This window comes from Nocardia ninae NBRC 108245 (assembly GCF_007990755.1).
GTDB classification, from domain to species: Bacteria; Actinomycetota; Actinomycetes; order Mycobacteriales; family Mycobacteriaceae; genus Nocardia; species Nocardia ninae.
The window spans coordinates 22976-40374 of sequence record NZ_BJXA01000022.1; the positions used below are offsets into that span (position 1 = coordinate 22976).

Genomic DNA, 17399 nt, shown 5'->3' on the forward strand with positions numbered 1-17399 from the left:
CGTTTGTCATCAGATTAGTGGTTCAAAGGAGAATCCGCGAATGACCACCAGCCTCACCGCGTATCACGCCGCCACCGCACCCCTGCTCGACGAACACGACTACATGATCGACCAGATCGACGGGCAACTACCCAAGGACCTGACCGGCACGCTGTACCGCATCGGACCAGGCAAGTTCCAGGTCGGTAAATCGTTGCTGCACAATGTTTTCGACGGTGACGGGATGATCTCGCAGTTCGTGCTCGATGGTTCGTCGGTGCGATTCCGCAACCGATACGTGCGCACTCCTCACTTCGAGCACGGACAAACCAGTGACCGCGTCCGTTACCGTGGTGTCGGCGACCAAATCCCCGGTGGTCCGCTCGCCAATATCGGACGACGCCCCGCGAACGTGGCCAACACCAACATCGTCAACTACGCCGGTGGGCTGCTGGCCCTGTGGGAACTGGGCAACCCGCACCGCATCGACCCGCACTCCCTGGAAACCCTGGGCCCCACCGACTTCGGCGGACGACTCGGATTCCTCGGCGCGTTCTCGGCACATCCGAAATGGGACCCGGCCACCGGCGACATGTACAACTTCGGTCTCGACCTGCTACCCACACCCCGCCTGCGCACCTACCGCCTCGACCGGGCCGGACGGTGCCATCGGCTGGCAACCGTAGCCATGTGGGACCTGCCCTGGAACCACGACTTCGCCCTCACCGGCACCTACATGGCGTTCGTCCTCGACCCCCTACTCCCGAACATCCGCAAGATCGCCTTGGCGGCCGATTCGTTCATCGATTCCCTGGAATTCAAGCCCCGCAAGCCAACCCGGTTCCTGCTCGTCCCCAAACATGGAGGACAGCCCCGCATCGTCGAACACGACGCCCTGCTACACGTCCACCTCACCAATGCCTACGACGACGGCGACGACGTCGTCATCGAACTGGTCCGCTTGGACACCGAGTGGGAGCGGCTCCGCGCCATGACCGGCATGGTCAACCTCGGCACCGCCGACACCCCGCAATTCCCCGACTCGCGACTCATGCAATATCGAATCACCAAGAGCGGCAACGTTATCGAACGACAACTCTGCGACCGCGCGGGCGAATTCCCCCAGTACGATTGGCGCCGCTCCACCCGCGCACACCGCTACAGCTACCTCGCCGGGGCAGGCGGTCCCGCCGGAGGGTTCAACACCATCACCAAGATCGACCACCGCACCGGCACCACCACCAGCTGCGACCTCGCCGACAGCTCGGTCGGCGAACCCCTGTTCGTCCCCCGTACTCCCGACGCCGCAGAAGACGACGGCTGGCTACTCGCCCTTAATCACGACCTCACCGAAAACCGCTCCCACCTCCTCATCCTCGACGCCCGCGACCTCGAGAAAGGCCCCATCGCCACCGCCTGGCTCAACCACCACATCCCCTGGGGCTTCCACGGCACCTTCACCCACCGCCTCGCACAACCAGGCACACCAACCCACCCCTGAACACTCCACCGCAAACACACTCAAATGCCGCGTTGCGCGCTGTTGGAACCGGCCACGCGGCACACCGGAAGATCAACGGGCAGAGATCATCTCGATGTGAGCAACGCACGATATTGCCGAGAGGCGCGCGCTCGACGGTATATCGCCTGTCCTGGGGCATGAGGATTCGACGGATCTTGTCCGGCGGCAGGACTGGACCCAGATCGGTTGTCCAACAACGACATCCGGCTCGGCGATCCAATGCACCCAGTAGCCGAGTAGCGCGCGTTCACGTGAACGCGCGCTACTGCTGACGAGCGAGCATCTGTAATGAGGACCAGTACTTGGCGATATGCCAGGCGAAGGGCCATGAAGAAACGGCAGCGCATAGTCGTAGGCATCGGCGCCCCGTTGGCATCGCCCGTTCGAAAAGTGATCGATCACTTGGCCGCCCGTCCCCTCGGTGCAGAACATGATGGTCGCGGCTCTGCCGAAGGGAAGATGACGGATGCTACCGAAATCGACGGTGTCCAGGGTGATCCGGCGGGAGCGCTCGGCGATTGTGGCCGCCACGCTGTATGGGGTCTGGGTCGTTTGTATCGGGTATCTTTTTCCGTCGGACTCAGGTCTGCTCGTGCTCCTGGTTTTCGTTATCGCAGGCTCGATCGTTGGTCTCATCGCCAACGTTGTCCCCCGGCAGAAGCGGGTGACGCCAGGTTGGCTGCTGGTGTTCATCCTCACCCTCGCCTCGTTCACCTGCTGCATTGTCGTGGTGCTGGTTCTCATCAGCGATTCGTGAGCTCCCCCCCGAGTGGCAGATTGGTGGAGCGCCGGTCCGGCCGCCCCTCAGAATGTCCGCATCTGCCGCGACCTGCGCGTTCCAGCCGGGTACGTCGGCAGAACGCGCCGGGTGTCGAATCCGGCGTGCACTGCGGTCGATCGTCAATGATTGCTGCTCATGAGCGAGCCCAACCCGCAGCGGATACCACCCGAAGTATGTGGTGTATGCCCGCACCCGATCTCCGAACACACCGTGTGGAACCCGGACGAGGAGTGCGGCGGCTGGATGCACTGCCGTGCGGTCGACTGCCAATGCTGGCACGATTGGCCGCGACTGACCCGTGTCTATCCACAAGGCTGACTACATACAACAGTAGTGAGCGCTCATGCCGCTGTTCGCGCTGAGCGAAGCGGCCATTGTGCGGTCGCCGGCGGACCAGAGTCGGCACGGCTCAGAGCATCCGGTATTGCCGAATATCGTGCGATCGCGGATGCTGCGGTTGATCTATTCGGGCGGACCGATCGGCGTGACCCCAAAGCTGGCAGTCGCGAATCGCCAGAACAGTGGTACCGCCTCGCTGACCGGAGCGACGATCCGATTGGCGCGAGACGCGTCAGACAAGCAATCGATGACCACGGCGCCCTCAGGTACCGGCACGAGCGAGCCGGGTGCTCGGACTACAACCTCCTCGATAGGTGGTTCCGGAATGGGACGAGTGGTGACTATCAGATCGTGCATCGACATCTGCCCTGCCAACTGGTGATCGCAGCCGGACCCCCGGATGCTGTCCACAATGTCGGTCAGGTGTTGGAAGTCGGGGTAACTGTCGGATATCGCTCGAAAGAATCGCGCTACCTCGGTCCAGGACACGTCGTGGAACTCCCCGGTCCACGCACGCAGGTTGATCGTCATGCTTGCCAGTATCGCCGTTCGTCGGGATTCCCTGTGGCCACGCGAATATCCGCTTCTGCCGCTTACCGCTCGGTCCGGACGAAGTGGTGTGGCTGCCGGGCGACCGCTCTGAATCGCCAATTCAGCAAGTTGTCCAGGCTTTCAAGCTCTGCGGCTCAGTAGCCGACGCTGCGCTCACACGCCGGGTGACCGACCGGTGTCCAGGAAACATGCGACCACGGCGTCGAGCGTGACACCGAACTCCTCGGGTCTGGCGATTCGGGGCATTCGGTGACGATCTCGTCGTTAGCAGGTGGAACCGGTCACCAGGTCAATCACCCTCTGCCACAAAAATTTCCAGAAATAGCTGCCCGGCGGCGCAGATCGCCGCGCGGAGCGAGGTGAGCCACATGGTTCGACAACGCCTGGCGGCGGGAAAACATCGTCCCGCATACCGCCGAGCATGGGTTACCGCACGGACAACTCCTCGCCAGCACGTTACGAGCACAGCCAGCGCTCATTGGAAGACACCGCTCACCACGGGCGCTAACTGCCCCTAGCAGTCAAGGCAGCAGGTCGGACCGACCAACTACTCGCCGACCTTCGCACCGGGACGGCCGAAACACCACGGATCAACCATGTCGAAAAGTCGACCCGAAAACGGAGTAAGGGAGTAGGCAGAACTCTGCCTACTCCCTTGAAGTGGAGCTAAGGGGACTCGAACCCCTGACCCCCACACTGCCAGTGTGGTGCGCTACCAGCTGCGCCATAGCCCCGAGTGGGTTGCTTTCAGGTTTCCCTGACTGCCTGAACGAAGTTACACCACGGGTGTGGTGGCAGCCAAATCGCGTTGAATCGGGGGTAGCGGCGGGGGGCTGACGGTCGTAGAATCGAACACATGTTCGAAGGAAGCGGTTCCTCGGTACTGGACTTTCAGGCCATGAGCGATGAGGGGTTGATCGAGGCCCTTCGGACGGCGCATGGGGCTTCGGCGGCGGCGCAGGCGGCGGAGGTGTTCGCGGTGCGCGAGTTGTATCGGCGGCATCGGGCGGTGAGTGCGGAGCCAGGGCCGGGTGGGGTGCGGGCGGGTGAGTTCGCGGCGACGGAGGCGGCGGTGGCGCTGCAGGTCGATGAGGGGTCTGCAGCGGCGATGATCGATGTGGGTTTGGCGCTGGAGGATTGGTTGCCGCGCACGCGGGCGGAGTTCGCCGCGGGGCGGATCGACCTGGCGAAGGTGCGGGTGATCATCGACAGCACGCGTGCGGTCGCCAGAGACGTGCTCGGCGAGTTGGAGCCGCGGTTGCTGGAGACGGCGGGGCGGACCACGCCGGTGCGGCTGCGACAGGCGGCGCGGCGGTGGGCGGCGCGGCTGGATCCCGGTGGGGCGCAACGACGGCGGGAACGGCGGCAGGACGATCGGGACGTGCGGATCCGGGCGTTGCAGGACAGCATGGCTGTGTTCGACGGGGTGCTGCCTGCGCCGGGCGCGCAGACGGTGGCGATGCGGCTGCGGGAGATGAGCTTGCAGGTGTGTGCGGCGGATCCGCGGACGATGCCGCAGCGGCGGGCCGATGCACTGGTGGCGTTGGCCGATGGGTCGGGGCGGTTGCGGTGCGGGTGTGGGCGCGGTGCACGATGTCCGAAGGTAGAGGTGGCGGGGGACGCGCCGCGGCGGCCGTTGATTCAGATCGGGATTCCGGCGGACAGCTTGCTCGGCATGCAGGACGCACCCGCGTTTCTGGCCGGGTACGGGCCGATCGATGCCGGGTTGGCGCGGATGCTCGCGGAAAACGCTCGGTTCCAAGTGATTCCGGAACAGTCGGATGCCGACGAGCCGGTCGACAAGGAACAGGCCGCGCGGTTACCAGCGACACTGCTGCAGCATACGGCGCGTTTGGAACGAGAGGTGCGGGCGCTGGACGGCATGTGCCGGTTCCCCGGGTGCACGATGCCGGCCGCCGAATCCGAGCTGGATCAACGAAACTCGGCCACCCGCGCCGAAGTGACGGTGCTGTGCCTGCGACACCACCGCTTGAAAACGTTGGCGGACAAGAGAAAAGTCCCGTGGGAAACCTGGCTGGCCGATCCGGATCGGTTGCAGTGGACCACCCCGACCGGCGATGTACACACCACCTCGCGTGAAGGTGCCCGATATCTGTTCCCGCACAAAGACATCGACGCGCCCACCGGCCGGAGCGACAACTCATCGCAGACCGAGCCCGCACGCAACGTTCCGGACGATCTCGCCTACCCGTTCCGCGGCCACGCGCTGGTGCACCGCCACCTGTGTCGAATCGCGCCGGAGGACGAGATTCCCGACGACACAACAACTCCGGTGATCAACACCGCGTACTGAACGAGACCACCTCGGGGAATCACAAAAGTCCCCCACAGACCAACTGAAAAATTCGACGCGCGGCGGTCCCGGCCGACTGGGGAAGCAGGACCGCGCCGTCGAACGGGCCGAGTCGCCGACAGGTGGAGTCGGCGGCTCGGCCCCACGAACGACGCGCTGCGGTCCAGGGGGAATTTCGGGCCGCGCCGTCGAACGGGCCGGGCCGTCGGGTGGTGGATGCGACGGTCCGGCCCCCTGACCAACCGAATGCTCGGCGGGCAGGGTCCGGCCGACTGGGGTAGCCGGATACCCCCGCCGAGCGGGCCGAGTCCACGACGAGATCGTCGGCTCGGCCCTCTAGCCACCCGAATACTCGGCGCTAGCAGTTTCGGGGTCGGATCGCGCGACGAGCGGGGTCGAGCCGCGACAACGTAGGTGTGTCCGGCCCGGCCTCAGGACTTGACGGCGATCCCGCCGACGATGATCTCCTCGACGAGCGTCAGCTTGTCGCGCACGATGCCATCCGGTCGCCAATGCGATAACGGCACCAGACCCGGCTCGACCAGTTCGCAGCCGCGGAACAAGCGGATGATCTCGTCGTAGGTTCGGAACCGTCCGGTGCCGAGGAATTCCAGGAAGGACTTCTCCAAGGCCCGCGATTCCTCGCCGGTGTGTAAGAAATGCGTGATGAACAGATGGCTGCCCACGGGCACGGCATCCAGATACGCGTCGACAACACCTTCGGGATCTTCGTCGTCGTGCAGGTGATGCAGCATGCCGACGAGCATGACGGCCACCGGCTGGGAAAAGTCGATCAACCGCTGCACATCCGGATGCGCCAGCACACCCTCGGGGTCACGCAGGTCAGCGGTGATGACACCGGTCCGGCCGTTCAAGCTCATCAGTGCGCGCGCGTGCGCCAGCACGATCGGATCGTTGTCGACATAGATGACGCTGGCGTCCGGTTGCAGTTCCTGCGCGACCTGATGGGTGTTCTCCATCGTGGGTAGCCCGGCACCGAGGTCCAGATACTGCGTCAAGCCGGCGGTACCGGCCAGGTAGCGCACCCCGCGATTGAGGGCCGCACGATTCAGTTTGGCCAGCTCGTAGACGTCCGGCATGGCCTCGCGCAGATGATCGAGCACTCGTTCATCGGAGGGGTAGTAATCCTTGCCGCCGAGCATCGCATCGTAGACGCGGGAGATGCTCGGCTTGGTCACGTCGAACTCGACGTGTGCCGACTCGGAATTCGTCATCGTTCAGCCCTTTGCGCGCGATACTCGGACGTCTGACCGCCACCGAAAAGCCTAGCGACGTAGCCGGATAGCGTGTGGCGCTATTGCCCGATCTGTACCAAGTCGACATCACCGGGTGAGCGCGTCCACCCAGTCCTCGTTGCTGATATCGATTTTGGACTTTCCGTCGAAAACGGACGGGGTGCCCGCGGACTTGCCGAGCGCCGCTTCGAGAGCGGTCATCGCGGCTGTCGCGTCGGTCCGCGCCGCTTCGACCCTGGCGCCGGTGGAGATGCATTGCAACACCGATTCCGCAGCGCCCGCGACCCGGGCGATCGCGGCGAGTTCGGCATTGTCGAGATCGGCGCCGCCTTCGCTCGGCCGTTTGGTGGTGAACAGCTCGGTGTGGAATTTCGAGTAGACCGGGCCCGAGCCGCCTTCTGCGACACATTGATTGGCGGCGACCGCGCGCGTCGAGTAATCCTTGCTCCGCGAACGGTTGTCGAGGAAATTCACCAGCCGATAGCGCACGGCTAGCTTGCCCTCATCGATGCGCTGCGCGATCTCCTGGCCGGCGATGCGTTCGAGGTTGCCGCAGGCGGGGCAGATCGGGTCCTCGTAGAAGTCGACCGTCTTCGGTGCGTTGGGCTTGCCGAGCAGGATCGAACCGTCCGGCTCCAGCAGCACGCGCACACCGGGATCGTGCGCGGACCCGTACCCGTCGTTGCGCACGCTCGGCTCGTCGTGCCCCCAGTTGATCGCCGCGATCACGATCACCGCGATCAACGCGAGGGCAACGGCGCCCAGCGCGTAGGTGGTCTTGCTGGACATGGGCCGAGGAGTGTAGTTCGAACGCGATTCGCTCACCCCACCACTCTGCCGCAACACCGAGCACACCCCACCGCCAGCCCCCACCCGCTGCGGCGCGCCACACACCTGGTCGAGGACTCGCACAGCAGCCACGGTCGACCCGCGCCCGGTACCGCGCGACTGCCACGCGCGAATTCTCCCCGCGCACAGTGCACCCAGCAATTTCATGCACCGAATGTGCTGGTACCGCTGCCCGCGGCAGCTTTCCAAAGACGGGCAGAGCCCGCCTCGGCGATGCCGCCCCACCCGTCGCACGTGCGGACATGAGCAGTCGACTCGCTGCCCCGGCAGCCGGTTCGGCATTCCGCGGCACCGCTGGTAGACCCCGCGGCCCCGGTCAGCTACCGCGCGATCGAGTTGCGCGAAGTCGGTTCGGTATTCACCTCTGTCTGGACCGCATGCCCGGGTTCACCAGTCCCCTCGGCAACAACAGGTTCGACCGGCACCGGACTGTCGGCCACCGGCGCACCCGCCGCATCGTTCACCGCATGCTCGACCTGAGCATCGCGAGCCATCAACTGATGATCGGCCCCGTCCGGCCCGCAGAGATGCTCGCATTCGGCACCCGCCTCGTCCGCACGCTTGCCCGCCGGCTCCTCGCGCTTACGCAACGGCTCGGGCACCACCGCCCACCCGAGGGCCGCCACCGCAAGCAGCGCGCCGGTGACCGCGAGCGCGAGCCCATAGGACGCCTGCTGCGCCAGCGCACCCACCGCGACCGGCCCGAGCACGGTGCCCAGATCCGCCGCCATCTGGAACCCGGCGAGCACCGGCCCACCCCGGGCATTCGGACCGATGATGTCGGCGACCGCAGCCTGCTGAGTCGGCGTGAACATACCGGCCCCGAGACCGGCCACGAACGAGGTGATGAGCAACCACGGCAACGTGTCGGAGATGCCGAGACCAGCCGTGCCGAGCGCACATACCAGCGACCCGACGATCAAGAACGGTTTACGCCCCCAGCGATCCGAATAGCGGCCCGCCAGGAAAAGCACCGCGACGTTACCCGCCGCGAACACGGTCAACGCCACCCCGGCCATCCCCGGCGTCTGATGCAGGACCTCGACCACGAGCAACGGCACCAACGCCATCCGCACACCGAACACCGCGGCCCCGTTGGCGAAGTTGGACCACAGCACCGCCCGATACTCCGGCCGCGCCCACGCCTCCCCGAACGACATCATCCGCACGCCGCCCACGGGTTCCGGCGCGGCCAGCTGCGAATTCCGCAGCGCCAGATAGACAGCGACGGTCACCGCGAGCAAGGCGACCGCATAAATCACGAACGGCATCCGCAAGCCGAGTCCGGACAGCGCCCCGCCGACCAGCGGCCCACTGACCGACCCGATCAGAAAGCTGGTCGACCACAACCCGGACACCCGCCCGCGCGCGGCGGGCGGCGACATCCGAATCACCAGCGCCAGCGACGACACCGTGAACATGGTCGACCCGATCCCGCCGAGCGACCGCAAAACCATCAGCTGCCAGTAACTTTGGGCCAACGCGCTGGCGCCTGTCGACACCGCGACGATCAGCAGCCCGCCCAGATAGACCGAGCGCTCCCCCAGCTTCTGCACCAACCGGCCACTCACCGGCGCGAACAGCAACCGCATCAACGCGAACGCACTCACGATCGCCGACGCCGCCGCGACACCCACCCCGAAGCTGCGAGCGAATTGCGGTAGCACCGGTGCGACCAGGCCGAACCCGATGGCGATGACGAACGCACCGCCGACCAGCACCCAGATCTCGATAGGCAGCGGCTCCGCCCGGCCGTTGGACCGGGCCTTGCCGACTGCCGACGATCTACTACTCACCGGATAGCGCCTGTCCCACCACTTCCTCCGCGGCCGCCTGCACCTGCGCGAGGTGCTCGGGGCCGTGGAACGATTCCGCGTAGATCTTGTATTTGTCCTCGGTGCCGGACGGGCGGGCGGCGAACCACGCGTTCTCGGTGGTCACCTTGAGCCCGCCCAGCGGCGCGCCATTGCCCTTCGCCCTGGTGAGCACGGACGTGATGGGCTCACCGGCGATCTCCTTGGTGGTGATCATGTCCGGAGTCAACTTCCCGAGCAACGCTTTCTGTTCCGTCGTGGCGGCCGCGTCGATCCGCGCGTAGGCGGGACTGCCGTAGCGGCGTTCGAGTTCGACGTAGCGGGCCGACGGGCTCTGGCCGGTGACCGCGGCGATCTCGGCGGCGAGCAGCGCGAGCAGGATGCCGTCCTTGTCGGTGGTCCACACGGTGCCGTCCATCCGCAGGAACGACGCGCCCGCGCTCTCCTCACCGCCGAAAGCGAGGCTGCCGCTGAACAATCCGGGCACGAAGAACTTGAAGCCGACCGGCACCTCGTGCACGTCGCGGCCGAGCACGCTGACCACCCGATCGATCATCGACGAGGTGACGGCGGTCTTGCCGATCTTGGTGAGCGCGTCCCAGCCCATCCGGTTCGCGACGAGATACTCGATGGCGACCGCGAGGAAGTGATTCGGGTTCATCAGCCCGCCGTCGGGCGTGACGATGCCGTGCCGGTCCGCGTCGGCGTCGTTGCCGGTGGACAGATCGTAGTCGTCCTTGATCGCGATCAGCGAGGCCATCGCGTAGCGCGAGGACGGGTCCATCCGGATCTTGCCGTCGCTGTCCAGCGTCATGAAGCGCCAGGTCGGGTCGACGAACGGGTTGACGACCTCGAGCTCGAGGTCGTAGCGCTGCCCGATCTCCTCCCAGTAGTCGACGCTCGCGCCGCCCATCGGGTCGGCGCCGAGCCGGATGCCCGCGCCGCGAATCGCGTCCAGGTTCAACACATTCGGCAGGTCGGCGATGTAGTGGTCGAGGTAGTCGTAGCGCTGGACGTTGGTCTCCAGCGCGTGTTGCAGCGTGGTGCGCTTGATCCCGCTGAGCCCGCTGCGCAGCAGCTCGTTGGCGCGCGCGGCGATGGCGTCGGTCGCGGTGTTGTCGGCCGGACCGCCGTGCGGCGGGTTGTATTTGAAGCCGCCGTCGCGGGGTGGGTTGTGCGACGGGGTGATCACGATGCCGTCGGCCTGGTTCTTGGTGCCGCCCCGATTGTGGCGCAGCACAGCATGACTCAGCGCGGGCGTCGGGGTGTACCGGTCGCGGGCGTCGATCATCGCGGTCACGTCGTTGGCCGCGAGCACCTCCAGCGCGGTGACCAGCGCGGGCTCGGACAGCGCGTGCGTGTCCCTGGCCAGATACACCGGCCCGGTAATCCCGCGGGTCGCACGGTATTCCACGATCGACTGGGTGATCGCGAGGATGTGCGCCTCGTTGAACGCGGTGTCCAGACTGGAGCCGCGATGTCCCGACGTGCCGAAAACCACCTGCTGTGCCGGATCCGTCGGATCCGGAATCCGGCTGTAGTAAGCCGTGACCAGATGTGCGATGTCTTCCAGGTCGGTGGGACGCGCGACACGCCCGGCTCGATCATGGGCCATGCTCGGGTCTCCCTTCCGTATCGGCTGTGCCCTGCTCGTCATCAGGATCATGTCCACAACCACTGCGTCGTCGACGCGGCGGCGAAGACCGCGGTCAGGCTGGCCACGACACTGATCACGACGTTGCCAACGGCGTAGGCGTAAGCGCCGTCCGTCACCAGCCGGATCGTCTCGTAGCCGAACGTGCTGAACGTGGTCAGCGCGCCACAGAAACCCGTACCGGCGGCGGCCAGCAGCCAGTTGCCCGCGCCCGCGCCGATCAATCCACCGAGCAGCGCCGAACCGACAATGTTAACGGTCAGCGTGCCCAGCGGCAGCAGAGAATCGAAACGTGCTGATACGACACGGTCTACGAGGTACCGAACGGGCGCGCCGAGCATCCCGCCGAGCACGACGAGCAGGACTGTCATCGGGCGGCTCCCTGCCACAGCTCCAGTGGCGAGAGCGCGACGTTGATGGTGGTGAACAGTTCGGTGTTCTGCTCGACGAACGAACGCAATCTGTCGGCTTCGTCGACGAGCATCAGTATCAGCGGCAGATGGTCGGCCATGTCCAGGATGCGGGTGGTGTGGATGCGCGAGGACGCGCCGTAGCCTTCGATGCCGCGCCACACGCTCGCGCCGGCCAGTCCGGTGTCGCGGGCGCGCCGGACGATCTCGTGGTACAGCGGTGTGTGCCGCCATTTGTCGTCCTCGTCGAGCAGCACCGTCAGCCGCGCCGCAGGCTGCCACCGTCCCGCTGCACCGATCACCTGGCCCCCTTCCGTCCTGCCGTTGCCGTTGACTGCCGAGCCATGCCAGTTGTCCACCGTGCCAGGCCCATGCCGAGCACGACGGCCCCCAGCGCCGCCACCACCGTTCCCCCGAGATAGCCGAACGCCGGTACCGCGGCGCCCGATTCGAGCAGTCTACGAATCTCGAGACCGTAGGTGGAAAACGTGGTGAAGCCGCCGAGCACTCCGATGCCGAGAAAGGGACGCAGCAGTCTGTGGGCTACCCACACCTCGGTGCTCAGAACCATCAGAATCCCGATAGCAAAGCATCCCACGACATTTACGGCGAGCGTGGACCAGGGGACGTGTCCGTCTCGCACCGGCCACCACACGCCGAGGCCGTAGCGGGCCACCGCGCCGAGGCCGCCGCCGATCGAGATCACCGCGAGCAGCATCGGTTCGACCACCGGGGTGCGCCCCACACATTGATCTCCCGCGCCGAACGCCACCTGCGCAATGTTATCGGTTGGACCGCGCGGTACGGTCCGCCGGACCCCGCATGTCGAGACCCTACGAACAGCGTTGTTCATTGACATCCGCGCGAGTTCCGCGTACGAATGGCCTGAAGGTTTGGCCGAAGTCGTCTCCACCCACCACTTACTCAGGTCGGAGCAACGATGGCGGCACAGCGGGCACAACCGAATGCGCACCCGGAGACGGCGGCAGGTCGCCGACCGGGGCATCAGCAAACCCACGGCAGACGGCTCCTAGGCGTCGGCCGGACTCTGCGTCGATTCTCGATCGTGGCACTCGCGACGGCCGCGGCCGGGCTCGGTCACCTGGCCCCCGCGGGGGCCGCACCCCTCTATCCGGCCGCCGACGGCGACGGCTTCTACAACGCGCCACCGGACGTCGCCAACTTCCAGCCGGGCGACGTGATGCGCAGCAGGTCGGTGCCTGCCGCCGGTTTCCCCGGTGCCACGGCCTGGCAGCTGCTGTACCGGTCGACCAACTCGGCCGACGAACCGATCGGCGCGGTGACCACGCTGCTGCTGCCGCCAGGTGGCGGCATGAGCAGGCCGATCGTGTCGTATCAGCCGTTCGTCAATTCGCTCGGCATGCAGTGCGCACCCTCGCACAGCATCTTCAACGGCACCATGCAGGAGGCGCCCGCACTGAACCTGCTGCTGGCCAGAGGCTGGGCGGTCGCGGTGCCCGATCATCTCGGACCGACCAGCGCCTACGGTGCCGCGCGCCTCGGCGGCAGGCTGACCCTAGACGGCATCCGTGCCGTAAAGCGTTTCGGCCCAGCCGATCTCGCCGGTAGTCCGGTCGGCATGGCGGGTTACTCCGGTGGTGGCATGGCGACCGGCTTCGCGGCGGCCCTCGCCCCCGAATACGCGCCGGAGCTGCCGATCGTCGGCGCGGCCCAGGGCGGCGTCCCGATGAACATCGGCAAGCTGGCCCAGGACGTCGGGTTGCAGCGGAGCCCGCTGTTCGGACTTGGCTTCGCGGCCGCCATCGGTTTGGAGCGCGAATACCCCGGCGAGTTGCAGATGGACCGGATCCTGAACCCGGCCGGCTTCGCCTTGCGCGACCAGATCGCCAACGCCTGCACCAACGAGATCATCAACGCCGGTGCGAACAAGAGCTTCAGCGATGTCTTCAACGGCCCGATGGACGCCGACCCCACCGTCGTCCGCATCCTGCATGAGAACAGCATCGAGATCTACCCCGGCGTCCCCCGCACCCCGATCTACGAGTGGCACGGCGGCTCCGACCAGGTCTCCCCGCAGCTGGTGCGCGAAGTTGCCGGCCGGTACTGCGCTGAGGGCGTCCGCGTCCAGCTCGACATCATTCCCGGGGCCGACCACGGCACCGCGATCGCCCCGGGATCGGTGAGCGCCTTCAACTACCTCGGCGACCGCTTCGCCGGCCTCCCGGCCTCGAGCAACTGCTGATCGCACACAGCACAACGCCCCCGTTCACCGTTGAACGGGGGCGTTGTGTCGTTCGAGCGGAACGTCAGTGCGCGAGCACCGGCTCGCCTTCCGACGGCTCCGGCACCGTGTTCGGCATCAGCGCCGCCATGATCACCGCGCCGACCACGAAGATCGCGGTCGCCCACCAGAAGCTGGTGGTGTAGCTCTCCACCGCGGATTGCGCCACGGTCAACGGATCCGGCGTGCGGGTCGACAGGTAGTTCGTGGCTGCCGAGGCGGCGATGGTGCTGAGCAGCGCCGTGCCGATCGAGCCGCCGACCTGCTGGCTGGTGTTGATCATGGCCGAGGCCACGCCTGCGTCCTCGTGGTGCACCCCGGAGGTCGCGCCCTGGAACGCGGTCGACATCGCGCCACCGAGGCCGAGGCCGAGCAGGATCAGTGCGGGCAGGATGTGCGAGGTGTAGCCGGTGTCCAGGCCGATCTGGGTCAGCCAGGCCATACCGCCCGCGGCGATCAGGAAGCCGCCTGCCATCACGACCTTCGGGCCGACCTTGGGCAGCACCAGCGAGGGCACCGTGGTGGACGAGACGATCATCGCCGCGACCATCGGCAGGAACGCCAGGCCGGTCTTGATCGGCGAGTAGCCCATGCTCAGCTGCATGTAGTAGGTGAGGAACAGGAAGATCGCGAACATACCGATGCCCATGATGAACACGGTCAGGAACGATCCACCGCGGGTGCGGTCCAGCACGATGCGCAGCGGCAGCAGCGGGTGCTTGACCCGCGTCTCCAGCCAAGCGAACACCGCGAGCAGCACCGCGCCGCCGATGAGGAAGCTCAGCGTCACCGGGTTGGTCCAGCTGGTCGATTCGGCGTGCGAGAAGCCGTACACGATGCCGAACAGCGCCGCGGTCACCACGACGGTGCCGGGGATGTCGAGCTTGGGCCGATCGGTGGTGACGTGCTTGGCCAGCAGCAGCACCGCGCCGATCAGCGCGACGGCGGCGAAGGCCAGGTTGACGAACATCACCCAGCGCCAGTTCGCCCACTCGGTGAGCATGCCGCCGAGCAGCAGGCCGATCGCGCCGCCCGCACCGGCGACCGCACCGAAGATGCCGAAGGCCTTGGCCCGTTCGCCCGGTTCGGTGAAGGTCACGGTGAGCAGCGACAGTGCGGCCGGAGCCAGCAGCGCGCCGAACACACCCTGCCCGACGCGCGCCGCGACCAGCATTTCGAAGCTGGTTGCCGCGCCGCCGACGGCGGAGGCCCCCGCGAAGCCGATCAGGCCGATAATGAAAGTATTGCGGCGACCGAAGAGGTCACTGAGTCGTCCGCCGAGCAGCAGCAGGCTGCCGAACGCGAGTGCGTAACCGGTGACCACCCACTGGCGGTCGCCGTCGTTGAAGCCGAGGTCGCGCTGCGCGGCAGGCAGTGCGATATTGACGACGGTGGCGTCCAGCACCACCATGAGCTGCGCCACGCCGAGAACGGCGAGCACCCACCAACGCAGGGCGTGCGAGCCGCGACGGCCCTGATCCGTTTTTTCGGGGGCGGGTGCCCCACGGTCGAACGTGGTAGTCATTTGTCCCCTTTGTCTCAAGGTTTGATGCGGAGTTGACGCCTCCGGTTACCGTTAGAAGCTACCACCATAACGGAGATAACGCCTCCGCTTAATCCCGATACTTGATAGGATGTGGGTGTGAATCACGCCACGGCCGTATCTCCTCCCCGCCGCCTGCGTGCCGACGCCGCGCGAAATCAGCAGCGGATCATCGCCGCCGCGCGCGAGCTCTTCGCCGATCACGGACTCGAGATCACCCTCGATGACGTCGCCGAACGGGCGGGCGTCGGCGTCGGCACCGTCTACCGCCGCTTCGCCAACAAGAAGGAACTGATCACCGAGGTCTTCGAGCAGAGCATCGGCGAGTTCGCCGAGGCGGCCGACGCCGCCTACCGGCACCCCGATCCCTGGTTCGGACTCGTCGAGTTCTTCGAATATGCCTGCAGACACATGGCGAAGAACCGGGGCTTCAGCGAGGTGATGCTCGAGTTGGAGGACGACATCGACCGGTTCGTCGTCGTCCGCGACCGGATCAAGCCGACCGTCACGGCGATTGTGGACAGAGCCCGCGAGGCGGGCGTGCTCGCCCCGGGCATCGAGCCGTCGGACTTCTTCGCGCTGATCCACATGGTCGACGGCATCGCCGAGTTCGCCAGGCCGGTGAACCCGGACGTCTGGCAGCGCTACATGGCGATCGTCCTCAACGGCGTGCGCGCCGAGGGCACCCCGCCTCAGCAGCTGCTGGTGCCGCCACTGAACGACTCCGAGGTAGAGCAGGCCAAGGGCGCGTGCGGAGGCCGCCGAAGGTAACAACTGCGTTATAGGTAGCGCAGATCACACACCGATCCCCTACAGTTGGACACATGACCAACTCGTGGGTGAACTGGGCTGGGGATCAACAGTGCGCGCCGGCGACCATCGCCACCCCGCGCACCGCCGACGAGGTCGCCGAGCTGCTGGGCCGGGCTGGTGACGCCGGTCAGACCGTGCGTGTCGCGGGCGCGGGACATTCGTTCACCGACGCCGTGCTGACCGATGGAATGCTGCTCGACCTGCGCAACCTCAATCGCGTTCTCGATGTGGACGCGGCCAGCGGACGCGTCCGGGTCGAAGCGGGCATCACCCTCAACGCCGCGAGCAACGCCCTGCACGAGCACGGCCTCGCCTTCCCCAACCTGGGCGATATCGACGTGCAGACCGTCGCGGGCGCCACTGCCACCGCGACCCACGGCACCGGGGGCGCGCTGCAAAATCTCTCGGCCGCATTGCATTCCATCGAACTGATGCTCGCCGACGGCAGCCGGGTCGAGCTGAACGCCGAGACCGATCCCGAGGGCTGGCGCGCGGCCAGGGTCAGCGTCGGCGCACTGGGCGTGGTCACCGCCGCGACGCTGCAACTGGTGCCGTCGTTCGTGCTCGAAGGGATCGAACGGCCCGTCCCCGTCGAGGACATCCTGGCCGACCTGGACTCCCATATCGATACCAACGACCACTACGAGTTCTACATGTTCGCGCACAGCCCGGTGGCGATGACCAAGCGCAATAACGCCGTCGAGCTGGCCGAGCAGCCGCGCGGCAAAGCGGTCGACTGGTTCGCCGACATGCTGATGTCGAACTACACCTTCGACGCGCTGTGCAAGCTGGGCCGCTGGCAGCCGCGGCTGGTGCCGTTGATCCATCGGGGCGCGGCGTACGCGGGCAGCTACCGCCGCCAGGTCGACCGCTCCTACCGGGTCTTCGCGTCTCCGCGCCTGATTCGCTTCACCGAGATGGAGTACGCGATCCCGCGGGAACATTCCGCGGCGGCGATCCGTGAGATCAAAGAGCTATCCACGAGATTCGATACGCCGATGCCGATCGAGGTCCGCTGGGTCGCGCCCGACGACGCGTTCCTCTCCCCCGCCACCGGGCGCGACACCTGTTATATCGCCGTGCACCAGTACCGGGGCATGGCCTTCGAGGCGTACTTCCGGGCCTGCGAGGCCGTGTTCGACAAGTACAACGGCCGGCCGCACTGGGGCAAACGGCATTTCCAGACCGCGGACACACTGCGCGAGCGCTACCCCGATTGGGACCGCTTCGCCGAGGTGCGCCGCCGATTCGACCCGAAAGGCCGGTTCAGCAATGGCTATTTGGACCGCGTTCTCGGCCCGGTCGACTGA

Annotated in this window: 14 protein-coding genes and 1 tRNA gene; 6 read left to right on the plus strand and 9 right to left on the minus strand. The window is 66.4% G+C overall.

The features are described 5' to 3' along the window. Positions 1-40: 40 nt before the first annotated feature. A complete protein-coding gene (locus NN4_RS17875; protein ID WP_147132372.1) occupies positions 41-1480 on the plus strand; it encodes a carotenoid oxygenase family protein in 1440 nt (479 codons plus the stop codon). 514 nt (positions 1481-1994) lie between these two features. Continuing rightward, on the plus strand, positions 1995-2258 hold the full coding sequence (locus NN4_RS17880; RefSeq protein ID WP_147132377.1) for a hypothetical protein: 264 nt from the start codon (positions 1995-1997) through the stop codon (positions 2256-2258). A gap of 1576 nt (positions 2259-3834) precedes the next feature. Here NN4_RS17880 and NN4_RS17885 read toward each other — a convergent pair. Beyond that, positions 3835-3907 (minus strand) — tRNA-Ala (locus NN4_RS17885). A 122-nt stretch (positions 3908-4029) separates the two neighbouring features. On the opposite strand from NN4_RS17885, the gene NN4_RS17890 reads away from it, so the two are divergent. After that, a complete protein-coding gene (locus NN4_RS17890; protein ID WP_147132380.1) occupies positions 4030-5487 on the plus strand; it encodes a DUF222 domain-containing protein in 1458 nt (485 codons plus the stop codon). A 431-nt stretch (positions 5488-5918) separates the two neighbouring features. On the opposite strand, the gene NN4_RS17895 is transcribed toward NN4_RS17890, so the two are convergent. From NN4_RS17895 to crcB, 7 genes are all read right to left on the minus strand, one after another. After that, positions 5919-6722, minus strand: a complete 804-nt coding sequence (locus NN4_RS17895) for an SAM-dependent methyltransferase (RefSeq protein ID WP_147132383.1) — start codon at positions 6720-6722, stop codon at positions 5919-5921. A 108-nt stretch (positions 6723-6830) separates the two neighbouring features. Then, on the minus strand, positions 6831-7532 hold the full coding sequence (locus NN4_RS17900) for a thioredoxin domain-containing protein (RefSeq protein WP_147132386.1): 702 nt from the start codon (positions 7530-7532) through the stop codon (positions 6831-6833). A 380-nt stretch (positions 7533-7912) separates the two neighbouring features. After that, positions 7913-9388: an MFS transporter gene (locus NN4_RS17905; RefSeq protein WP_308633328.1), complete on the minus strand. Its 1476-nt coding sequence runs from the start codon at positions 9386-9388 to the stop codon at positions 7913-7915. After that, the gene (pgm, locus tag NN4_RS17910; RefSeq protein ID WP_107658789.1) at positions 9381-11021 is read right to left on the minus strand and encodes a phosphoglucomutase (alpha-D-glucose-1,6-bisphosphate-dependent); all 1641 of its coding nucleotides are present in this window, start codon (positions 11019-11021) and stop codon (positions 9381-9383) included. Before pgm ends, NN4_RS17905 begins: the two co-directional genes overlap by 8 nt. Positions 11022-11068: 47 nt before the next feature. Beyond that, positions 11069-11431, minus strand: a complete 363-nt coding sequence (locus NN4_RS17915) for a fluoride efflux transporter FluC (RefSeq protein WP_107658790.1) — start codon at positions 11429-11431, stop codon at positions 11069-11071. Beyond that, the gene (locus NN4_RS17920) at positions 11428-11772 is read right to left on the minus strand and encodes a DUF190 domain-containing protein (RefSeq protein ID WP_246180932.1); all 345 of its coding nucleotides are present in this window, start codon (positions 11770-11772) and stop codon (positions 11428-11430) included. The genes NN4_RS17915 and NN4_RS17920 overlap by 4 nt, the downstream gene beginning before the upstream one ends. Continuing rightward, the gene (gene crcB, locus NN4_RS17925) at positions 11769-12242 is read right to left on the minus strand and encodes a fluoride efflux transporter CrcB (RefSeq protein WP_308633329.1); all 474 of its coding nucleotides are present in this window, start codon (positions 12240-12242) and stop codon (positions 11769-11771) included. The genes NN4_RS17920 and crcB overlap by 4 nt, the downstream gene beginning before the upstream one ends. A 276-nt stretch (positions 12243-12518) precedes the next feature. On the opposite strand from crcB, the gene NN4_RS17930 reads away from it, so the two are divergent. Then, positions 12519-13694 carry a lipase family protein gene (locus NN4_RS17930; protein ID WP_415842868.1) on the plus strand — a complete coding sequence of 392 codons (1176 nt, stop codon included), beginning with the start codon at positions 12519-12521 and terminating at the stop codon, positions 13692-13694. A gap of 64 nt (positions 13695-13758) precedes the next feature. On the opposite strand, the gene NN4_RS17935 is transcribed toward NN4_RS17930, so the two are convergent. Beyond that, entirely contained in the window at positions 13759-15258 is a 1500-nt protein-coding gene (locus NN4_RS17935; protein ID WP_147132395.1) for an MFS transporter, read from the minus strand. A gap of 117 nt (positions 15259-15375) precedes the next feature. On the opposite strand from NN4_RS17935, the gene NN4_RS17940 reads away from it, so the two are divergent. Together NN4_RS17940 and NN4_RS17945 are read left to right on the plus strand one after the other, a co-directional pair. Further along, entirely contained in the window at positions 15376-16047 is a 672-nt protein-coding gene (locus NN4_RS17940; RefSeq protein ID WP_147132398.1) for a TetR/AcrR family transcriptional regulator, read from the plus strand. 53 nt (positions 16048-16100) lie between these two features. Further along, a complete protein-coding gene (locus NN4_RS17945; RefSeq protein ID WP_147132401.1) occupies positions 16101-17399 on the plus strand; it encodes a D-arabinono-1,4-lactone oxidase in 1299 nt (432 codons plus the stop codon).

Bases quoted from the DNA above. Each gene is read 5' to 3' on its own strand.
- NN4_RS17875 (WP_147132372.1), top strand. From the start codon at position 41: ATGACCACCAGCCTCACCGCGTATCACGCCGCCACCGCACCCCTGCTC.
- NN4_RS17890 (WP_147132380.1), top strand. From the start codon at position 4,030: ATGTTCGAAGGAAGCGGTTCCTCGGTACTGGACTTTCAGGCCATGAGC.
- NN4_RS17895 (WP_147132383.1), bottom strand. From the start codon at position 6,722: ATGACGAATTCCGAGTCGGCACACGTCGAGTTCGACGTGACCAAGCCG.
- NN4_RS17900 (WP_147132386.1), bottom strand. From the start codon at position 7,532: ATGTCCAGCAAGACCACCTACGCGCTGGGCGCCGTTGCCCTCGCGTTG.
- pgm (WP_107658789.1), bottom strand. From the start codon at position 11,021: ATGGCCCATGATCGAGCCGGGCGTGTCGCGCGTCCCACCGACCTGGAA.
- NN4_RS17915 (WP_107658790.1), bottom strand. From the start codon at position 11,431: ATGACAGTCCTGCTCGTCGTGCTCGGCGGGATGCTCGGCGCGCCCGTT.
- NN4_RS17935 (WP_147132395.1), bottom strand. From the start codon at position 15,258: ATGACTACCACGTTCGACCGTGGGGCACCCGCCCCCGAAAAAACGGAT.
- NN4_RS17945 (WP_147132401.1), top strand. From the start codon at position 16,101: ATGACCAACTCGTGGGTGAACTGGGCTGGGGATCAACAGTGCGCGCCG.